General features: G+C 53.4%; 18 protein-coding genes. 6 read left to right on the top strand and 12 right to left on the bottom strand.

Features of this window, described 5'->3' with window-relative positions; genetic code table 11:
• Window positions 1–123: 123 nt before the first annotated feature.
• Both ACN0XZ_RS03710 and ACN0XZ_RS03705 read right to left on the bottom strand, forming a co-directional pair.
• The gene (locus tag ACN0XZ_RS03710; protein WP_417456364.1) at window positions 124–1,143 is read right to left on the bottom strand and encodes an SO2930 family diheme c-type cytochrome; all 1,020 of its coding nucleotides are present in this window, start codon (window positions 1,141–1,143) and stop codon (window positions 124–126) included.
• An 83-nt stretch (window positions 1,144–1,226) separates the two neighbouring features.
• On the bottom strand, window positions 1,227–2,459 hold the full coding sequence (locus ACN0XZ_RS03705) for a parallel beta-helix domain-containing protein (protein WP_417456363.1): 1,233 nt from the start codon (window positions 2,457–2,459) through the stop codon (window positions 1,227–1,229).
• Between the two features lie 193 nt (window positions 2,460–2,652).
• Here ACN0XZ_RS03705 and ACN0XZ_RS03700 point away from each other — a divergent pair, with 193 nt between their 5' ends.
• Window positions 2,653–3,258 (top strand): TetR family transcriptional regulator, encoded by a 606-nt coding sequence (locus ACN0XZ_RS03700; RefSeq protein WP_417456362.1) that lies wholly within the window; start codon window positions 2,653–2,655, stop codon window positions 3,256–3,258.
• A gap of 9 nt (window positions 3,259–3,267) precedes the next feature.
• On the opposite strand, the gene ACN0XZ_RS03695 is transcribed toward ACN0XZ_RS03700, so the two are convergent.
• The 3 genes from ACN0XZ_RS03695 to dnaK form a co-directional block, all read right to left on the bottom strand.
• On the bottom strand, window positions 3,268–4,164 hold the full coding sequence (locus ACN0XZ_RS03695) for an alpha/beta hydrolase family protein (protein WP_417456361.1): 897 nt from the start codon (window positions 4,162–4,164) through the stop codon (window positions 3,268–3,270).
• A 212-nt stretch (window positions 4,165–4,376) separates the two neighbouring features.
• A complete protein-coding gene (gene dnaJ, locus ACN0XZ_RS03690) occupies window positions 4,377–5,525 on the bottom strand; it encodes a molecular chaperone DnaJ (protein WP_417456360.1) in 1,149 nt (382 codons plus the stop codon).
• A 129-nt stretch (window positions 5,526–5,654) separates the two neighbouring features.
• On the bottom strand, window positions 5,655–7,577 hold the full coding sequence (dnaK, locus tag ACN0XZ_RS03685; protein WP_417456359.1) for a molecular chaperone DnaK: 1,923 nt from the start codon (window positions 7,575–7,577) through the stop codon (window positions 5,655–5,657).
• A 358-nt stretch (window positions 7,578–7,935) separates the two neighbouring features.
• On the opposite strand from dnaK, the gene lepB reads away from it, so the two are divergent.
• Window positions 7,936–8,709 carry a signal peptidase I gene (gene lepB, locus ACN0XZ_RS03680; protein ID WP_417456358.1) on the top strand — a complete coding sequence of 258 codons (774 nt, stop codon included), beginning with the start codon at window positions 7,936–7,938 and terminating at the stop codon, window positions 8,707–8,709.
• 58 nt (window positions 8,710–8,767) lie between these two features.
• Here the strand turns inward: lepB and ACN0XZ_RS03675 are convergent, their stop codons facing one another.
• The 6 genes from ACN0XZ_RS03675 to ACN0XZ_RS03650 all read right to left on the bottom strand — a co-directional run bounded on the left by ACN0XZ_RS03675 (window position 8,768) and on the right by ACN0XZ_RS03650 (window position 12,793).
• A complete protein-coding gene (locus ACN0XZ_RS03675; RefSeq protein ID WP_417456357.1) occupies window positions 8,768–9,148 on the bottom strand; it encodes a VOC family protein in 381 nt (126 codons plus the stop codon).
• A gap of 95 nt (window positions 9,149–9,243) precedes the next feature.
• Window positions 9,244–9,918 carry a DNA polymerase III subunit epsilon gene (gene dnaQ, locus ACN0XZ_RS03670; protein WP_417456356.1) on the bottom strand — a complete coding sequence of 225 codons (675 nt, stop codon included), beginning with the start codon at window positions 9,916–9,918 and terminating at the stop codon, window positions 9,244–9,246.
• On the bottom strand, window positions 9,915–10,508 hold the full coding sequence (coaE, locus tag ACN0XZ_RS03665; RefSeq protein ID WP_417456355.1) for a dephospho-CoA kinase: 594 nt from the start codon (window positions 10,506–10,508) through the stop codon (window positions 9,915–9,917). Before coaE ends, dnaQ begins: the two co-directional genes overlap by 4 nt.
• Window positions 10,505–11,341, bottom strand: coding sequence for a shikimate dehydrogenase (locus tag ACN0XZ_RS03660; RefSeq protein ID WP_417456354.1), 837 nt, complete (start codon window positions 11,339–11,341; stop codon window positions 10,505–10,507). Before ACN0XZ_RS03660 ends, coaE begins: the two co-directional genes overlap by 4 nt.
• Entirely contained in the window at window positions 11,338–11,934 is a 597-nt protein-coding gene (locus ACN0XZ_RS03655) for a Maf family protein (RefSeq protein ID WP_417456353.1), read from the bottom strand. Before ACN0XZ_RS03655 ends, ACN0XZ_RS03660 begins: the two co-directional genes overlap by 4 nt.
• 4 nt (window positions 11,935–11,938) lie before the next feature.
• Window positions 11,939–12,793: a pyruvate, water dikinase regulatory protein gene (locus tag ACN0XZ_RS03650; RefSeq protein ID WP_417456647.1), complete on the bottom strand. Its 855-nt coding sequence runs from the start codon at window positions 12,791–12,793 to the stop codon at window positions 11,939–11,941.
• A 453-nt stretch (window positions 12,794–13,246) separates the two neighbouring features.
• On the opposite strand from ACN0XZ_RS03650, the gene hemE reads away from it, so the two are divergent.
• The 4 genes from hemE to ACN0XZ_RS03630 all read left to right on the top strand — a co-directional run bounded on the left by hemE (window position 13,247) and on the right by ACN0XZ_RS03630 (window position 16,757).
• Entirely contained in the window at window positions 13,247–14,278 is a 1,032-nt protein-coding gene (gene hemE / locus ACN0XZ_RS03645) for a uroporphyrinogen decarboxylase (RefSeq protein WP_417456352.1), read from the top strand.
• Window positions 14,279–14,301: 23 nt separating this feature from the next.
• On the top strand, window positions 14,302–14,745 hold the full coding sequence (locus ACN0XZ_RS03640) for a CopD family protein (protein ID WP_417456351.1): 444 nt from the start codon (window positions 14,302–14,304) through the stop codon (window positions 14,743–14,745).
• A 227-nt stretch (window positions 14,746–14,972) separates the two neighbouring features.
• Window positions 14,973–16,229, top strand: a complete 1,257-nt coding sequence (gene rho, locus ACN0XZ_RS03635; RefSeq protein WP_417456350.1) for a transcription termination factor Rho — start codon at window positions 14,973–14,975, stop codon at window positions 16,227–16,229.
• 78 nt (window positions 16,230–16,307) lie between these two features.
• Complete coding sequence (locus ACN0XZ_RS03630; RefSeq protein ID WP_417456349.1) at window positions 16,308–16,757, top strand: cysteine hydrolase family protein; 450 nt, start codon at window positions 16,308–16,310, stop codon at window positions 16,755–16,757.
• Window positions 16,758–16,860: 103 nt separating this feature from the next.
• On the opposite strand, the gene ACN0XZ_RS03625 is transcribed toward ACN0XZ_RS03630, so the two are convergent.
• Complete coding sequence (locus ACN0XZ_RS03625; protein ID WP_417456348.1) at window positions 16,861–17,184, bottom strand: HNH endonuclease; 324 nt, start codon at window positions 17,182–17,184, stop codon at window positions 16,861–16,863.
• Window positions 17,185–17,369 lie beyond the last annotated feature (185 nt).

Raw genomic sequence — 17,369 nt, 5'->3', positions numbered from 1 at the left:
CATGTAGTGGACTGGCCATGTGGTGGTCTGGCTGCCACCGAAAATTACGACCCCAAACGGCAGATAACCCATCGCCCAATAGGGTGACGGGCGGCTACCGCCTCAAATGTCACAACGCAACTGTCACTCGATACTGTTAATCCATTCTTTCAATAGGTTAATGCCTTCTTCATGCACCGTGGTGCGGCCCACTTCCGGCATCATCACGCCAGGGTCTGTGGACTGAAGCCTGTGAATAAGGATCGACTGCTCGGGCTTGCCCGGCATGATGTCATAATCAAGCCCGCCCGAGCCGCGCCCCGCCGCCACCGGGCGCTTCTTGTATCCCCATGTGGTTTTGTTGTCTTCATCCCAGGTAAGGAAAAGGCCGGAGGTTGACGCCGGGCCTTCAAGCCTGTGGCAGTGCGCGCAATTGATATCAAGGTAAGCGCGAGCGCGGGCGTCAAGGTCGGCGCTTTCATCATCCATCGCCGGTACCTTTGGCGCGCGCTCTGGCGTGGGTGCCCCCTCAAGAATGCCTGCTTCAACCCAATGCGCCAACTGGTTGGCGGCACCGCTTGCATACGGATAGGTTTTATTGAGGTTCCGCGCCTTGGGGCCGATGGGTGTGAATTCTTTGTTGAAGGTATGGCAGCCTTTGCACTGGTTTTTATTCGGCACCACGTAGCTGGTTTGACGGGTCTCGCCTCCGAGGTCCACCCAGGAGACAGGAAGCGTTTTTCCCGCCACCTTGAGAACACCGTCCTGAAGCGCTTCATCCCAAACATAAGCCCAGGCGTTCCAGCCTTTTTCCTGATGGATCAGAAGGCGCGTCTCGATAATGCGTACATTCTTCCCGGGCTCGCGAAAGTCCGCGGGGTAAGCAAATGTTTTAACCAGTGTGGTTCCAACAGGGAAAGCCATCACTTCCCGATCGTCATAGGATGCTTTCTGGCCCTTTGGCACATAAACGAAACGGTACTTGTGCGCATAGTCCGTAAACAGGGGGGTGACGAGGTCGTAGGGTAACACCCCCTCTGCCGGTGCCTGATGCGCGGCATCAGAAAACAAGCCATATTCAGATAATAGTTTAGCGGGCCGCGCGCTCATCAGCGCAGCATCATTGACCTCCGCACCTGCCGGTGTGGCAACAAAACCAAGCATACAAAGGCCCACAACAAGCTTACTCAAAACACATCTGAACAATGGCAGTTCTCCTTATCTCCTTTGGTTTTACTAAAGGCCGCTTACTGGTCCTGCGGCAGGCTGATTGGCTCACGGGAGGGGAAGGAGCCATCATAATTTTTGATATTGGTGTCGGGCGATGCACCCCATGGCAGCACCATGTCTTTCACGAACTGCAGGTTCGCGAACGTTGTGCCCTCAGCCTCGCGGATATAGATCGCCTGATCATCATCGGGGCCAAAGAAAGCCGCCCAGATACCGTCCACAGCACCATCCCACACAATTTGCGGCACTGGCATACCGGTCAGCGGCGCGATCAGGTCTTTCACCGCACCGTCAGGCGCATAGCCCGCACGGCCGTGTTTGTTGTCATGTACATAAATGGCACGCGGCAGCGGGTTATAGGTTGGGTCGTTATATTCACGTGGGTAAGCCGCCAAGAGGATATTGGTTGAGGCGTTGTCGCTAAGCTCATTGTCAAAAATTTCAATATCGCGGTTCGCCATCACCATAATGCCTGTGCCCATGGGTACGGTTGCAATGATGTTACCGGGCGGGGCAAAGTTTGGTGTATCGTTCGCGACAACCGTGTTGCCAAACACGCGCACAGAATGACCGCCCATTTGCGGCAGGTTCGGCAGGTCAAACACAAGAATGCCGCCTGTGTTATGGGTCGCCACATTGTTATACACATCTGCGCGGTAGCTGTTCTCGATCTCGATACCCGCTACATTGAGTTCCGCGCGGCTGTTGCGCACGATGATATCTTGGCTTTGGCCAACATAAATGCCCGCATCAGAGCAGCCTTTAACCACAGACCCATCGATCAGAACGTTTTTGGATTCGACCGGATAAAGACCATAGGCGCCATTTTCAGGGTGTGGGCCCCGGGTCCATTCAACGCGCACGCCAATAAATGATATCTGGTCCACGCCTTTGGCTTTGATACCGTCACCCGGTGTATCCTCAACCGCGAGCGCCTCAACACGGGCACCGTCAGCGGTGATGAGAAGCCCTTCTGAGCCACTGATCTGATTCTTGAAGGAAAGGATGGTTTCATCCATGCCCGCACCGCGAATGGTTACATTGGGCACATCAAGGGAAAGCGCGTTCGTCAGTTCATAAAACCCGGCTTTCAGCTCAATCACGCTGCCGGGTGCCGCCATGATAAGGGCTTCCTGCAAGGCTTCCTGAACCCCTTCACCGGGTTCAATTTCAATAACCTCTTGCGAGAATGCCGGCGCGCCAGCCGCGCCAAAAACCAGCACATAAAATGCGATAATAAGTCTCTTCATTGCTTCCCCCTTAGGCATTCGCCCTGAAAACCATTGCCCACATATCAATGGAATCCATTAATTTCAGCCTTGATCATGCGCTCATGTTTTGGCTTCGTCAAAGGAAAAGTGAAATTCTTTCATTTTCTCATCATTGTACTATGATGTGTTTTGAAGCTAAGAATATCCTGTTACCCCGGTTGTTGGAGCTTTCGTGAAACCTAGAACACCCAAAAAACTGCCAACCCAGGCACGGGCAATTGAACGCCGCGACAAGATATTGTCTGCGGCAGAAACCCTGTTGCTGGAGGGCGGCCCATTGGCTGTAACCACAACGTCGATCGCCCAAACTGCTGGTATCCCGGTTGGATCGATTTACCAGTATTTCGAAGATAAGAACGACGTGATCTCCACGCTCTATGACACCGCGTACGGTGAGGTGGAAAATGAAGTTGTGGCAGCGCTCACCACCATAAAGCCGGGGCTTGGGTTCAAGGACACCCATGAACAACTGATCCGCGCTTTCTGGCAAGCCGCGCGTGCCCATAAAACCTTTCGTCCGCTCACCCGCTGGGCCAACAGCCAGCGATCCCTGTGGGACGTGACACCGGGCCCGGAAAGCAGCCTCGGGCAGTTGGTTATCAAGACACTTGAGATAGCAGGCGTCACGTTACCAGCGAACCGGCACGATGTGATGATGCTCACCGCCGTCACCACCCTGTCTGTATTGATCGATCAGGCCATTGAGGAAGATGATGAAGCAGTGGCCGATGCGCTGATTGAGGAAATCTCCATCCTGTTGACCGGCTATATCGGTTAGCGAGACTGCCTAGCGCAAAACACCTTTGCTTTTGAGCCATTCTGCTGCTACCGCCCCAACGTCATAACGTTCACCTGTCGCCACATTCCTGAAGTTATGGTCACCAAAAGCAAAGACATGTAGCTCGTTATTTGTTTTTCCGCTTTTGATCAGCTCTTCCAGCCGGGCGATGGAGGGTGCGATCGGGATCACCGCGTCACGTAGACCAAATATCCACAAGGTTGGCAGCTCCAACGCTTTGAGAACCGGCGCCGGGTCAAAACCTGGGTCCTCGGGTAGCGTCATGGCCCGCAGGGCCTGATCCGCCTCGTTTATCTTATCTCCCAGCCATTCACCCTCACCCGTAATATCGCCGTGGAAATCTTCCTCATAAGCGGTAAGCGGCACGCCCTCCCCGATAATAATGAACGACACAAGAGGCTCATGCGAGGCGGCGAGCGGCATGATCCACCCCGCCTGACTACCACCAAAAAGGCCGATGCGGCTGGTGTCGATATCCGGCTGTGCAGCGATCCAGCGCACAGCAAATTCCACATCCGATGCCAGACCCCGGAATACCTTGTCGCTGGTCTCCACAGAAAATGGCACATATGTACCGCTCGATTTGCCAGTACCGCGCTTATCAAAAGAAAGTACCGCAAACCCCATCTTCAGGGCGTGGTGGGTGTAAAAACCCACGCCGTCCCGGGTCGAAGGAGCGGAACCATGCGCCGTCACAATCGCAGGCAAGGGACCGCTTATGCCAGCGGGACGATATAGCGTTGCGCCCAGAGTAACGTCCCCCGCCTCAATCATCACCTCGGTTTTATCGGCGTCGTCTATAGGGCCCGCCTGAGCCAGACCTGTTGAGACCAAAGCCATCATGACCGCGAAAAGCGCGCCAAAAACCTTGCGGAATGTGATCATCTGTTTCCTCCCCAAACCTGTTGCGGACCAACCCCCAATACCAGTCCCCAATAAAAGACTAGACGATCACCCCCATATTGAAGAAGCCTGATGAAATCACCTTTTTGTCATGCCTAAGCCAATGACTTATCAGCGATAGCCTTTTGGTGCCCTGCCAAAACAAAAAAGCCGCCCGGTGAAGGCGGCTTTAAGATTGTCTACTGTGGCTAACCCTATTCCGTCAGGTCATCCCACAGGTCTTTAACCTTGGAGAAAAACCCTTCCGAACGCGGGGAAACACTATCGCCGCCTTCGGCTGCGAACTCTTCCATCAACTCACGCTGGCGTTTGGATAGGTTGGTCGGCGTTTCCACCACGGTTTCGATGATCATGTCACCTGTGAAACCACCGTTTAGCTCTGGCATACCTTTCCCGCGAAGCCGAAACTGGCGACCGCTTTGCGTGCCGTCCGGCACCTTGATACGCGCGCGCTTGCCTTCAATGGTCGGCACCTCAATGTCACCACCAAGCGTGGCGGTAGACATGGGGATCGGTACCTGACAATAGAGCATATCACCGTCCCGCTTGAAGAGCGGGTGCGGACGAATAGACAGGAAGATATAGAGGTCACCAGGCGGTGCCCCGCGTGACCCGGCTTCCCCTTCACCGGCAAGACGAATACGCGTGCCTTCTTCAACCCCTTGCGGGATTTTAACCTGAAGCGTTTTTTCTTTACGAACCCGCCCGGCACCAGAACAGGTGCGGCATGGGTTGGTTATCACACTGCCGTTGCCGTGACATTTGGGGCAGGTGCGCTCAACCATGAAAAAGCCCTGGCTTGCCCGAACCTTGCCGGCACCGCCGCAGGTGTCACACACCTCTGGTTTTGAGCCCGGCTCAGCGCCGGAACCGCCACACGGTTCACACGGCACCGATGTTGGTACCCTGATCTGGTCCGTCTTGCCCCGGTAGGCATCTTCAAGGTTGATTTCCATGTTGAAGCGAAGGTCATTGCCTCGCCCCGCAGCGGCACCGCCACCACGACGCCTGCGGCCACCGCCACCGCCCATGAAATCACCGAAAAATTCTTCAAATACGTCAGAGAAATCAAAGCCTGCGCCGCCGTGGCCACCACGACCACCGCCGCCCATGCCATGCTCGAACGCTGCGTGGCCATACCGGTCATAAGCAGCACGCTTTTCAGGATCTTTGAGGACATCATAGGCCTCGCCGATTTCCTTGAACTTCTTCTCGGCTTCAGCATCGCCCGGGTTTTTATCCGGGTGATATTGCATCGCCTGTTTGCGGAACGCTTTTTTCAGCGCCGCTTCATCGGCATCTTTGCCGACACCCAAAAGCTCATAATAATCTTGTTTCGACATAAGCGGCTCCCCGCGCTTTTTGCCCCGCTATACCAAAACCAAACATGCCGTCTGGCTTAAAATGGTACGCCGCCCGCCACTGGTATGTGGGAGGCGGCGCCCAAATTGGTATGGCGTCAGGCAGCCATCTTATTTCTTGTCGTTTTCGTCGACTTCTTCAAAGTCCACATCCACAACGTCATCACCGCTTTCTTCTGCAGCTTTTGCTGCAGCGTCAGCCTGCTCTGCGTCAGATGCGCCTTCTTCCTGGCCAGCTTTATAGATCTGCTCACCAAGTTTCATGGTTGCCTGTGCAAGCGCTTCGGTTTTCTGCTTGATCTCGTCAACGTCATCACCTTCAAGCGCGGACTTCAGTTCCGTCACAGCGGCTTCAATCGCGCCTTTGTCTGTGTCGGTTACCTTGTCTTTGTGCTCCTCAAGGTTTTTCTCAGCTGAGTGGATCAGGGCTTCAGCCTGGTTTTTGGCTTCAACCAGTTCCTTGCGCTTCTTGTCCGCGTCGGCATTTGCTTCCGCGTCCTTGACCATCTGTTCGATATCCGCGTCGGAAAGACCACCAGATGCCTGAATGCGGATCTGCTGTTCTTTACCGGTGCCCTTGTCTTTGGCGGACACGTTCACGATACCGTTCGCGTCAATATCAAAGGCCACTTCAATCTGCGGCACACCGCGCGGGGCCGGTGGGATACCCACAAGGTCAAACTGACCAAGGAGCTTGTTATCCGCCGCCATTTCACGCTCACCCTGGAAGACACGGATGGTTACCGCACCCTGATTGTCTTCCGCTGTTGAGAAGACCTGTGCTTTCTTGGTCGGGATTGTGGTGTTGCGCTCAATCAGGCGTGTGAACACACCACCAAGCGTTTCGATACCCAGTGACAGTGGTGTTACGTCAAGAAGCAGAACGTCTTTCACGTCACCTTGCAGCACGCCAGCCTGAATGGCAGCACCCATGGCCACAACTTCATCAGGGTTCACACCCTTGTGGGGCTCGCGGCCAAAGAACTCTTTCACCACTTCCTGAATTTTCGGCATACGGGTCTGACCACCAACGAGAACAACGTCGTCGATCTCGCCAGCAGAAAGGCCTGCATCCTTGAGCGCTTTTTTACAGGGCTCAAGAGTACGCTTCACCAGATCTTCAACGAGGCTTTCGAGCTTCGCCCGCGTCAGCTTAAGCTGAAGGTGCTTAGGCCCGGAAGCGTCAGCGGTGATAAACGGCAGGTTCACTTCGGTCTGCGTTGAAGAGGAAAGCTCGATCTTGGCTTTCTCTGCTGCTTCTTTCAGACGCTGCAGAGCCATACGGTCGCCCTTGAGGTCGATACCGTTTTCTTTCTTGAACTCTTCCGCCAGATAATCAACGAGGCGCATGTCGAAGTCTTCACCACCGAGGAAGGTATCCCCGTTTGTGGATTTCACTTCAAATACACCGTCACCGATCTCAAGGACGGATACGTCAAACGTACCACCGCCAAGGTCAAACACGGCAATCGTGTGGCCTTCTTCTTTTTCAAGGCCATAAGCAAGGGCTGCCGCGGTTGGCTCGTTGATGATCCGCAGAACTTCAAGGCCCGCGATTTTACCGGCATCTTTGGTTGCCTGACGCTGGGCATCGTTGAAGTAAGCGGGAACCGTGATCACAGCCTGGTCAACATCTTCGCCGAGATAGCTTTCAGCGGTTTCCTTCATCTTCTGAAGGATCATCGCGGAAACCTGGCTTGGGGAGTATTTCTCACCCTTGGCTTCAACCCATGCGTCGCCGTTATCGGCTTTCACGATGTTATAAGGCACCATGCCTTTGTCTTTTTGCGTGGTCGGGTCATCAAATGTGCGGCCGATCAGGCGCTTGATGGCAAAAAGAGTGTCTGTAGCGTTTGTTACGGCCTGGCGCTTTGCAGCCTGCCCAACAAGGCGTTCGCCACTGTCAGTGAAACCCACGATAGACGGCGTGGTGCGCGCGCCTTCTGAGTTTTCAATAACTTTTGGTTTGGACCCGTCCATGATGGATACGCAGGAGTTTGTCGTACCCAAATCGATACCGATTACTTTACCCATATTACCTTTTCCCTTCGTCAAGCCGACTGCTTGGGCCCATATGGCACCCGTTTCGCAGCCTCTTTGGGTTCATGTTTTTTGTTCAATCGCGTCAGGCCAAAACGTCCGGCTTTCAGCGTCTTTCAGCGCCTATATAGGGTCGCTGGCATAGGGCCGCAAGGGTAGTTTGCGATAAATTTTGTAAGTTTTTCACGCGTTAAAAGTCTTTTAAGCATACGGCGTTGATGCTTGAATGAAGGAATATGATCCGATGATAAGCGAAACAAAGATTGAAAACGGAAGCCTTCTGGCTAAACTCGCCACCGGATCTAGATCACAAAAACAAACAATAATGCCGACGGCAAAGGGCGGGAAACCAATGACAGAAGACACCAAGGAATTGGCTGGTGAAGCCAAGAAACCTGCCAAGAATGAAGCCGCTGTGCTTCTGAAAGACCTTGGGGTTATCGTCCTTTTTTATCTGGTTTTCACCACCTTCGGCTGGGGGAGCTTCCACATCCCGAGCGGCAGTATGGAACCTACCCTTGAGGTTGGGGACCGCATTTTTGTTTCCAAACTTTCTTATGGTTACAACCGCTTCTCCTTCAATTTCGACCCAGACTTTATTCCCGAAGGCCGCCTGTTTGATGACGCGCCGGAGCGCGGGGACGTTGCCGTTTTCACTCTGCCGCACCGCAACCACAATGATTTCATCAAACGTGTGATCGGCCTGCCCGGTGACACCATCCAGATGAAAGGCGGTCGCCTTTACATCAATGGTGATCTGGTACAACGCACATTCATCCGCGATGTGAACTATACGGACTATAACGGCCATGAGCGCCGGGTGAAGGAATATGAAGAAACCCTGCCTGGCGGCGTAAAGCACCGCATTTATGAGCGCACCGACCGCGCACCCTACGATAACACCTCGCTTTATGTGGTGCCGCAGGGGCATTATTTTATGATGGGTGATAACCGGGATGGCTCCGCCGACAGCCGCGAGCTTGGTAATATGGGTTTTGTGAAACACGCCTATCTTGTGGGCCGTGCCGATATCACCACCTTCAGCCTTTATGACTGCGACCAAGGCAAGGAAATCACCTGCCCGCTTGGCATCCCGCTCGGGCGCTTCTTCACCCTGATCAACTAAGAAAAAAGGCTGCGCCCAAACTGGCACAGCCTTCTCTAAACTCTTAAATTATAAGCGTTTATTTCATCAGGTGCAGCGCACAGATTTTGTTGCCGCTAGGGTCACGCAGATAAGCAAGATACATTTTCTTGCCACTGCCTTCACGAATGCCCGGTGGGTCTTCAATCGCTTTACCGCCATGGGCCAGACCCGCAGCATGCCACGCATCCACCATCTCAGGGTTTGCTGCAGCGAAGCCAAGTGTGCTGCCGTTGCCATTACAGGCAGGTTCACCATCGATCGGTTTCGAGAGCGCAAACACGCCGGTTTTTTCATAGTAAAAACAACGGCCTTTTTCGTCCATCAACCCGGGCCGGTGGCCGAGTACTTCCATCAAGGCATCATAAAACTTTTTGGATTCGGCAACATCATTTGCCCCCAACATCACATGACTGAACATCCGCGGTCCCTTTCCTCGCGTGAGTTGATTTGCTTTTCATGAAGTAAGCCCGAAATGGCTTCGGTCAATCTATGAACGTCGGGCCAGAAATGATTTTAGCCGTTCCAGACCGGGTTTTCGAGCTTGGCAACAAAAGCGGCATGAATGGCGCGTTCTTCCTCGCTTACCGGGAAGCTGCGTTTCTCCCGCACTTTTTTCTCCCGCCTTGATACGCCGCCATCGTCATCAACAGCCAGATCAAGGCCTGCCTGCCTGCCGCCCAGAAGCTCGATATAAACTTCCGCCAAAATCTCGGCATCAAGAAGCGCGCCGTGAAGTGTCCGGTGGGTATTGGTGACGCCAAATCTTTTACAGAGCGCATCAAGGGAGTTGGCTGCGCCGGGAAACTTGTTCCGCGCGATCGCCAGCGTATCAACAAAGCGTTTCACGTGAACCACGGGTCGTCCAGCGTTCTCAAGCTCCCAGTTGATGAAGCGCATATCAAAATCGGCATTATGGGCCACCAGTTTGGTATCTTCGCCTATAAATTCGAGAAACTCGTCCATGATGTCTGAGAAAACGGGCTTGTCGCGCAGAAAATCGGTTGTGAGGCCATGCACCTTCACCGCCGCTTCCGGCACCTCGCGTTCCGGGTTTACATATTGATGGTAGTGACGGCCGGTAAGGTTCCTGTCCACCATCTCAACAAGGCCAATTTCAATAAGCCGGTCACCGTTCAGGGGGTCAAAGCCTGTGGTTTCCGTATCAAAAATCAGCTCCCGTACACTCATGCCCAACTCTCCAGTTCCAATACTATTTTACCCACGGCCTCACGCGCATGATCAAGGCCCTTGCTGGTATCTATCACATAATCGGCGCCTTCGCGCTTCACTTTATCCGGCGTTTGTCTGGCGAGGATATCGTCAAACTTTGCCTCTGTCATACCGGGGCGGGCAAGCACGCGTGCGCGCTGCACAGCCGCAGGCGCAGACACCACAACCACCTTGTCGCAAGCCTTATCTCCCCCCGTTTCAAAAAGGAGCGGCACATCAAGCACAACAAATTTCGCGCCCTGTTTTTCCGCGTCTTCAAAAAAGCTCGCGCGTTCTTCTGCCACCATTGGGTGGATGATGGCCTCAAGCTTTTTCCGCGCGGCATCGTCTGAGAATACAATCTCACCCAGCCTGGTACGGTCAAGCATGCCATCTGTAATCACACCGGGGAAGGCAGCCTCTATATGCGGGATAGCGCGGCCCCCTTTGGCTTGCAGCGCATGCACTGTAGCGTCCGCATCAAACACCGGCACCCCAAGCGCGCGAAACATCTTCGCGGTTTCTGACTTGCCCATACCGATGGAGCCCGTGAGCCCAATGATCTTCATCTGAACACCGCCTCCAGCCTGTCCTTCAGCCCTTCGTCATACTCCGGCATGACATCAAACCAGATTTTAAACGCGGCTGCGGCCTGATAGACCAACATACCAAGACCCGTGACCGTGCGCAGCCCGTGCTCTGCCGCATGTTCAAGCAGGGGCGTGATAAGCGGCTGGTACACAATGTCATATACAACCGTGTCTTTACCGGCTTTGGATAAGTCCACATCCAGAGGCGGGTTGCCATGCATGCCAAGGACCGTGGTGTTGACAATAAGCCCGGCGGAGCTTGCCGCTTCGTGCCTGTTGTCCCAGTCGCTGACCACCATGCGGCCACGGCCTACCTCCGCCGCCACGGCTTCCGCCTTCGCCCGCGTGCGGTTTGAAATCATCACAAAAGGCAGGTCTTCGTTTAGAAGGCCGAGTGCTGCCGCGCGCGCTGCACCGCCCGCCCCGAGCACAAGCGCGGGTTTGTCCTTCGGCCATGACGCCACAGATTTCTGCAGGTTCGCCACAAGGCCAATACCGTCTGTGTTGAACCCGGTGGTCATACCGTTTTCATCAATCTTCACCGTATTCACCGCCCCCATCAGGCGCGCAAGCGGCGCTATTTTATCCAGGTATGGAATAATAGCTTCCTTGTGCGGCACCGTGACGTTAAAGCCCACATATCCCTCAGCCTTCAACCCATGGACCGTGCTTTCAAGTGCGTCGGGCGCGACCGGTATTTTCTCATAAACACCTTCCACCCCATGGTTTGTCATCCAGTGGTTATGGATAACAGGCGAAAGGGTGTGGGTAAGCGGCCAACCAATCACCGCTGCTTTTTTTTGGGTCGTCATACGGCAAGCACCTCTCTCCGGCGCAAATAATCAAGCACAGGCAAAAGCGGCAGGCCAAGCACGGTGAAAAAGTCACCGTCCACACGCGTGAAAAGCTGCGCGCCCAAACCTTCAAGCTGATAAGCCCCGGCGGACCACAGTGCGGCGTCCCCTATGGTGTCGAGATAACTTTCTATAAACTCGTCAGATAGGGCGCGCATGGTCAGCTTCACGCTGTCGAGCGCTCGCCATATCGCTTCGCCGCCTTCATAGATCACAGCGGCGGACACAAGTTCATGCGTGCCACCAGAAAGGGCAAGCAGTGTTTCTTTCGCCTCCACACGGCTACGGGCTTTCGAGAATAATACGTTATCTTTCGAGATGACCTGGTCAGAGCCAAGCACAAGGGCGCCAGGATGCATATATGAGACCGAGCGCGCTTTCATATCCGCGAGCGCATCGGCGATATCCCGTGGTTTGGCACCTTCTGCCAAAAGCGCCTGCTTGATGGCATCTTCATCCACAGCGGGTTTGATGCTTTTGAATGCCACACCAGCACCCAAAAGCATCTTAATGCGGGTTTCGCTTCCAGAGGCGAGGATCAACTCCGGCATAGGTTCAGCCCTTGCCGTTCTGGGCATCGATCTCTTTATCCAACCACTGGTTATAGCGGTTGAGGATCGCGGCCGCCGTTTCCTCGATCGACCGGCGGGTTACATCAATGGTGGGCCAACCACGCTGCGTACAATATTTGCGGCACTCTTTGATCTCTTCCTGAATGTGGGAGATATCTGTGTAATCACCCTCTTCATCCTGGTTGATAGACCGCAGGCGGTTGGTGCGGATAGCCACCAACCGCTCTGCGCTTGTGGTTAACCCGATCACAAATTTCCCTTTTATTTCATCTAGTTCTCGCGGCATGGGGCAACCGGGAACAAAAGGAACATTGATGGTTTTATATCCCTTGTTCGCCAGATAGATACTGGTGGGTGTTTTGGATGAGCGGGAAACCCCCACAAGGATGATATCCGCCTGCGGCATATCCTGTGTGAGCTGGCCATCATCATGCGCCATGGTGAACTGAAGCGCGTCGATACGCTCAAAATAGTGCGCATCAAGCTTATGCTGGCGGCCCGGTTTGTGCGACGCCTGCACGCCGAAGTAGGACCCAAGCAGATTGATAACAGGGTCGAGGATCGACAAAACAGGCAAGCTTGCTTCCATAGCTTCCCGCTCGAGCGCTTCGCGGATCGGCACATTCACGAGCGTATACATGATAAGCCCCGGCTCTTCGCGGATATCCTCCATCAAACGGCTCATCTGCATGGCTGAGCGCACAAGCGGCCAATAGTGTTTTTTAACATTCACCCCTTCAAACTGCACCAGCGCAGCCTGAACAATGGCCTCAAGCGTTTCACCGGTTGAATCAGAAACCAGGTGAAGATGGAACTCGTCATCAGATTTTTGCGGCATTGGCACCCCTTTGCGCTCGCCCGGAATAGTGTCTGAAAGACCCATGGGATTACCCTGTGGATAACTGGAGGATGAACCGGTTGAAAAAAAGCCTACGGCGTTTAACCCCAGTTTGTGAAGTGTTTGTTATCGAAAATTTTCTTATTGCCCACAGGCGTGGACTAGGGGGACAATGACACACATCAACCACTATATTTTGATGTTTTCCCCACTTTCCACAGGCTATTTTCACAAGCCATTACAGGAATATTACACTTTATTCCCGGAACTTACCCACAAAAGCAGGGTAAAAATGCCGCACATACATTGCTTGTGCACAAGATTGTGGATAAATGGTTTTCCACATGATTCACAGGCATCAACAACTACTACAATTTTTTATTTATATATTATTGAGTAGTAGGAAGACCGAGACCGGGTTAAAAACCGTGCCTGACCGTTCAGGAGTTCTTCATGCCAAAACTGCTTTTAAACACCCTTCAAGGAAATCCCGGCGATCGGGTTCCGTTCTGGTTCATGCGTCAAGCAGGACGCTACCTACCCGAATATCGTGAAGTACGGGCCACAACACGCAGCTTTATGGAGTTTTGTTATAGCCCGGATAAAGCGGCGGAGGTAACGCTTCAGCCGATCAGGCGCTACGGCATGGACGGTGCCATCCTGTTCGCGGATATTCTTGTGGTGCCTGACGGGCTTGGCCAAAAAGTGTGGTTTGAGGCAGGGCATGGCCCAAAACTTGAAGCGATTAAGGACCAAGCGGGTTTTGATGGCCTTTCAATGAATGCTTTCCACGACAAGGTGGGCAATGTGTATGAAACCGTGCGCAGGCTAAAGGCTGAATTGCCTTCAGATGTGACCTTGCTTGGTTTTGCCGGTGCGCCCTGGACTGTTGCCACCTATATGATTGAAGGCGCAGGCAGCAAGGATCATGCAGCAGCACGCCAGATGGGATACGGCAACCCGGAACTTTTCCAGAAAATTCTGGATATCCTAGTGGATGCGACGGCTGAATATCTTTGCGCGCAGATTGAAGCAGGTGCTGACGCCGTGCAGATTTTTGACAGCTGGTCAGCGGCGCTTCCTGAAACCATGTTCCATAAATGGGTGATAGAACCCACAACTGCGATTGTAGATAAAATCCGCGCCAAGCACAAAGAAGTGCCCATCATTGGTTTCCCGAGACTTTCCGGCGCCATGCTGCCAACTTTTGTGGAAAAAACCGGGGTGAATGCGGTTTCGCTTGATACAGGCGTGCCGCTTGAATGGGCGCGGGACAATGTGCAAAACAAGGTTTGTGTGCAGGGCAACCTGGACCCGCATCTGGTTGTTTCAGGCGGTGAGTTGATGGTGGATGAAGCGCGCCGTATCCTTGAAACGCTCAAAGGCGGTGCCCACATCTTCAATCTGGGCCATGGTTTTGTGCCAGAGACACCGCCAGAGCATGTGGCGCTTCTCTCACAAACCATTAAAAATTTCCGGCGCTAGAATACTATTTTGGGGGACATGGGATGGAAGGCTATCTGGGCGAGTTTTATCTCTGGGTGAAAGCCCTTCACATCATTTTTGTCATCTTCTGGATGGCAGGCATGTTCATGCTGCCGCGCTACATGGCCTATCATTCAACAACCGAGGTTGGCTCGGAGGAAGATAAAAACTGGATTGAGCGTGAACGCCGCCTGATGCGTATCATCATCAACCCGGCCATGAGCATCACCTGGATTTTGGGCCTGATGCTAGTGTTCAACATTGGGCTTGATGCTGGTGGTTGGCTGCACGTGAAGCTGTTGCTGGTGTTTCTGCTTTCCGGCTTTCACGGCATGTTATCTAAATACCGCAAAGCCTTTGAACGCGGGGAACGTCCAAAAAGCGAAACCTATTTCCGCCGTATCAACGAGGTGCCGGCCGTGTTTATTTTTGCCATTGTGCTTTTGGCGGTGCCAAAGGCGTTCTAAAGCGCGTTTCACTTTATACCGCATCGGTACCAAATATCTTGACAGGTGGGTGCAACATGGTAGCTTGAGGCATCCGGTGTGCGCCCCGTCTGGCGCGTGCCATCCAAATTTCCCAAAAATTGCCGCCTTTTGATGTGAGTATCCCCGGCAATATCACTTTCCGAAGACAGGGCATATGGCCCCGATAATCTGGAAAATCCCTTAACAGCAACAAGTTGGACGATCCCATGCATTTACAGGATCTCAAAGAGAAAACCCCGGCGGACCTGCTTTCGCTTGCGGAAGAAGTGGGCGTTGAAAACGCCTCCAGCATGCGCAAGCAAGACATGATGTTTGCTATCCTCAAGCATCTTGCTGATGATGACATTGAAATCATGGGCGGCGGCGTGATTGAAATCCTTTCTGATGGATTTGGTTTTCTGCGCAGCCCAGAGGCAAACTATCTGCCGGGCCCCGATGATATTTATGTGAGCCCAAGCCAGATCCGGCGTTTTGCGCTCCGTACCGGTGACACGGTTGAAGGCCAGATCCGCGCGCCCAAGGATGGCGAGCGGTATTTTGCGCTTCTCAAGGTTTCCAAAATCAATTTTGACGAGCCTGAGAAAACCAAACACAAGGTTCACTTCGATAACCTGACACCGCTCTATCCCGATGAGAAACTGAAGCTTGATCCTGATGATCCAACGGTGAAGGACAAGTCACCAAGGGTGATTGACCTCGTGGCGCCTATCGGTAAAGGCCAGCGCGCGCTTATTGTGGCACCGCCGCGTACCGGTAAAACCGTGCTTCTGCAAAATATCGCGAAAAGCGTCTCCGCCAATCATCCGGAATGTTATGTCATCGTTCTCCTGATCGATGAACGCCCGGAAGAAGTGACCGACATGCAGCGCAGCGTGCAGGGCGAGGTGGTATCCTCCACCTTTGATGAACCCGCGTCACGCCACGTACAGGTTGCTGAAATGGTGATCGAGAAAGCCAAACGGCTGGTGGAACACGGCAAGGATGTTGTGATCCTTCTTGATAGTATCACCCGTCTCGCTCGTGCTTATAACACTGTGGTGCCGTCAAGCGGTAAGGTCCTCACCGGTGGTGTGGACGCGAACGCGCTCCAGCGTCCGAAACGTTTCTTTGGTGCCGCCCGTAACATTGAGGAAGGCGGCTCGCTTTCCATCATTGCAACGGCGCTCATTGAAACCGGCAGCCGTATGGACGAAGTGATCTTTGAGGAATTCAAAGGCACAGGTAACTCGGAAGTGGTGCTTGACCGCAAGGTTGCAGACAAGCGTGTGTTCCCGGCGATCGATATCCTCAAGTCCGGCACCCGGAAAGAAGAGCTTCTGGTCGACCAGGGCACGCTTTCAAAAATGTGGGTGCTGCGCCGTATCCTTACGCCTATGGGCACTGTGGACGCGATGGAGTTCCTCCTGTCCAAGCTCAAGGATGCACCAAACAACGAAGATTTCTTCGCCCAGATGAACAACTGATCACTGCCGAAGAAATTATAGTTAGATCAAGAGCTTGCATCCTTTGCAGGCTCTTTTTCATTTAAAGGATATCAAGCTATGACAACCGCTTTGATCATCATTGATGTGCAACATGCCATTGACCATCCCAAATGGGGGCAGCGCAATAACCCAGGCGCGGAAGCGAACATGGTAAAGCTTCTGGCTGCGTGGCGGGGCCAAGGGATGCCCATCTTCCATATCCGGCACGATAGCCGTGAGGAAGGCTCGCCTTACGCACCTGGGCAGCCTCTCCATGCGTTTAAGGATGATGTGAAGCCTGATGAGGGCGAAACCATCATCGGCAAACACACGAACAATGCCTTTGTGGGCACATCTCTTGAGGCTGAGCTGAAAGGGCGGGGGGTTGAAAAACTGGCGATCGCTGGTGTGTTGACCCAGCATTCGGTGGATACAACAGCCCGCATGGCGGCGAGCCTTGATTTTAATGTCACAGTCGTATCAGACGCAACAGCGGCAACAGAGGTGACAGACGGCCGGGGCCAATAGTGGCCCGCGGATGATGTTCATGCGCTCACGCTTGCCCATCTAAAAGCCGATTATGCGGTGATCAGCACAACCGCTGAGGTCTTAAGCGTGATACCCGCCTAACCTACGACGCCAGGCGAAAGTCAGAAACCCCAAGCTCTGGCATCCAGATAAAATGCTGGGGCTTGATCATATGGTTCTGCCAATGCAGGGGCTGCAGGTTGAAGGCTTCGTCTGAGCCGCCACGCGAAAGTGGGGTGATCAGGTCTACCTTCCAGCCAAATTCACCCAGTTTACCGTGGTCAACAAAACGGATGGTTTTGCCGCAGCTGTCACGGCGATAGATATCAGGATCATGGCCTTCGATTTTTGACGCCTTTTGCCAGACCTGATGTTTCATTGCCTCACCGGCGGTGCGAAACTTATAGCTGTCGAATTCACCATACATTTCCAGTCTCCGTAGACTTGGTGCAGCCAATCGCTGAACAAGGGGGAGGGCGATAAGGCTGCGTTTCAAAACTACACTATGACTGACTATATATTGTGACTTCTAATATAAGATTAACAACATGTAGGCCGTCCATTTCCATAAAAGTTTGGTAAAGACGGCCGGTTTCATGTCGGTTTTTGGTT

This window comes from Kordiimonas sp. (assembly GCF_048264555.1).
Taxonomy (GTDB): Bacteria; Pseudomonadota; Alphaproteobacteria; order Sphingomonadales; family Kordiimonadaceae; genus Kordiimonas.
The sequence above is the reverse complement of the archived record's forward strand: the minus strand, read 5'-3'. Positions and strand labels throughout refer to the sequence as shown.

Bases quoted from the DNA above. Each gene is read 5' to 3' on its own strand.
- ACN0XZ_RS03710 (WP_417456364.1), bottom strand. From the start codon at position 1,143: ATGCTTGGTTTTGTTGCCACACCGGCAGGTGCGGAGGTCAATGATGCT.
- ACN0XZ_RS03705 (WP_417456363.1), bottom strand. From the start codon at position 2,459: ATGAAGAGACTTATTATCGCATTTTATGTGCTGGTTTTTGGCGCGGCT.
- ACN0XZ_RS03695 (WP_417456361.1), bottom strand. From the start codon at position 4,164: ATGATCACATTCCGCAAGGTTTTTGGCGCGCTTTTCGCGGTCATGATG.
- dnaJ (WP_417456360.1), bottom strand. From the start codon at position 5,525: ATGTCGAAACAAGATTATTATGAGCTTTTGGGTGTCGGCAAAGATGCC.
- dnaK (WP_417456359.1), bottom strand. From the start codon at position 7,577: ATGGGTAAAGTAATCGGTATCGATTTGGGTACGACAAACTCCTGCGTA.
- lepB (WP_417456358.1), top strand. From the start codon at position 7,936: ATGACAGAAGACACCAAGGAATTGGCTGGTGAAGCCAAGAAACCTGCC.
- ACN0XZ_RS03675 (WP_417456357.1), bottom strand. From the start codon at position 9,148: ATGTTCAGTCATGTGATGTTGGGGGCAAATGATGTTGCCGAATCCAAA.
- dnaQ (WP_417456356.1), bottom strand. From the start codon at position 9,918: ATGAGTGTACGGGAGCTGATTTTTGATACGGAAACCACAGGCTTTGAC.
- coaE (WP_417456355.1), bottom strand. From the start codon at position 10,508: ATGAAGATCATTGGGCTCACGGGCTCCATCGGTATGGGCAAGTCAGAA.
- ACN0XZ_RS03660 (WP_417456354.1), bottom strand. From the start codon at position 11,341: ATGACGACCCAAAAAAAAGCAGCGGTGATTGGTTGGCCGCTTACCCAC.
- ACN0XZ_RS03655 (WP_417456353.1), bottom strand. From the start codon at position 11,934: ATGCCGGAGTTGATCCTCGCCTCTGGAAGCGAAACCCGCATTAAGATG.
- ACN0XZ_RS03650 (WP_417456647.1), bottom strand. From the start codon at position 12,793: ATGCCGCAAAAATCTGATGACGAGTTCCATCTTCACCTGGTTTCTGAT.
- hemE (WP_417456352.1), top strand. From the start codon at position 13,247: ATGCCAAAACTGCTTTTAAACACCCTTCAAGGAAATCCCGGCGATCGG.
- ACN0XZ_RS03640 (WP_417456351.1), top strand. From the start codon at position 14,302: ATGGAAGGCTATCTGGGCGAGTTTTATCTCTGGGTGAAAGCCCTTCAC.
- rho (WP_417456350.1), top strand. From the start codon at position 14,973: ATGCATTTACAGGATCTCAAAGAGAAAACCCCGGCGGACCTGCTTTCG.
- ACN0XZ_RS03630 (WP_417456349.1), top strand. From the start codon at position 16,308: ATGACAACCGCTTTGATCATCATTGATGTGCAACATGCCATTGACCAT.
- ACN0XZ_RS03625 (WP_417456348.1), bottom strand. From the start codon at position 17,184: ATGTATGGTGAATTCGACAGCTATAAGTTTCGCACCGCCGGTGAGGCA.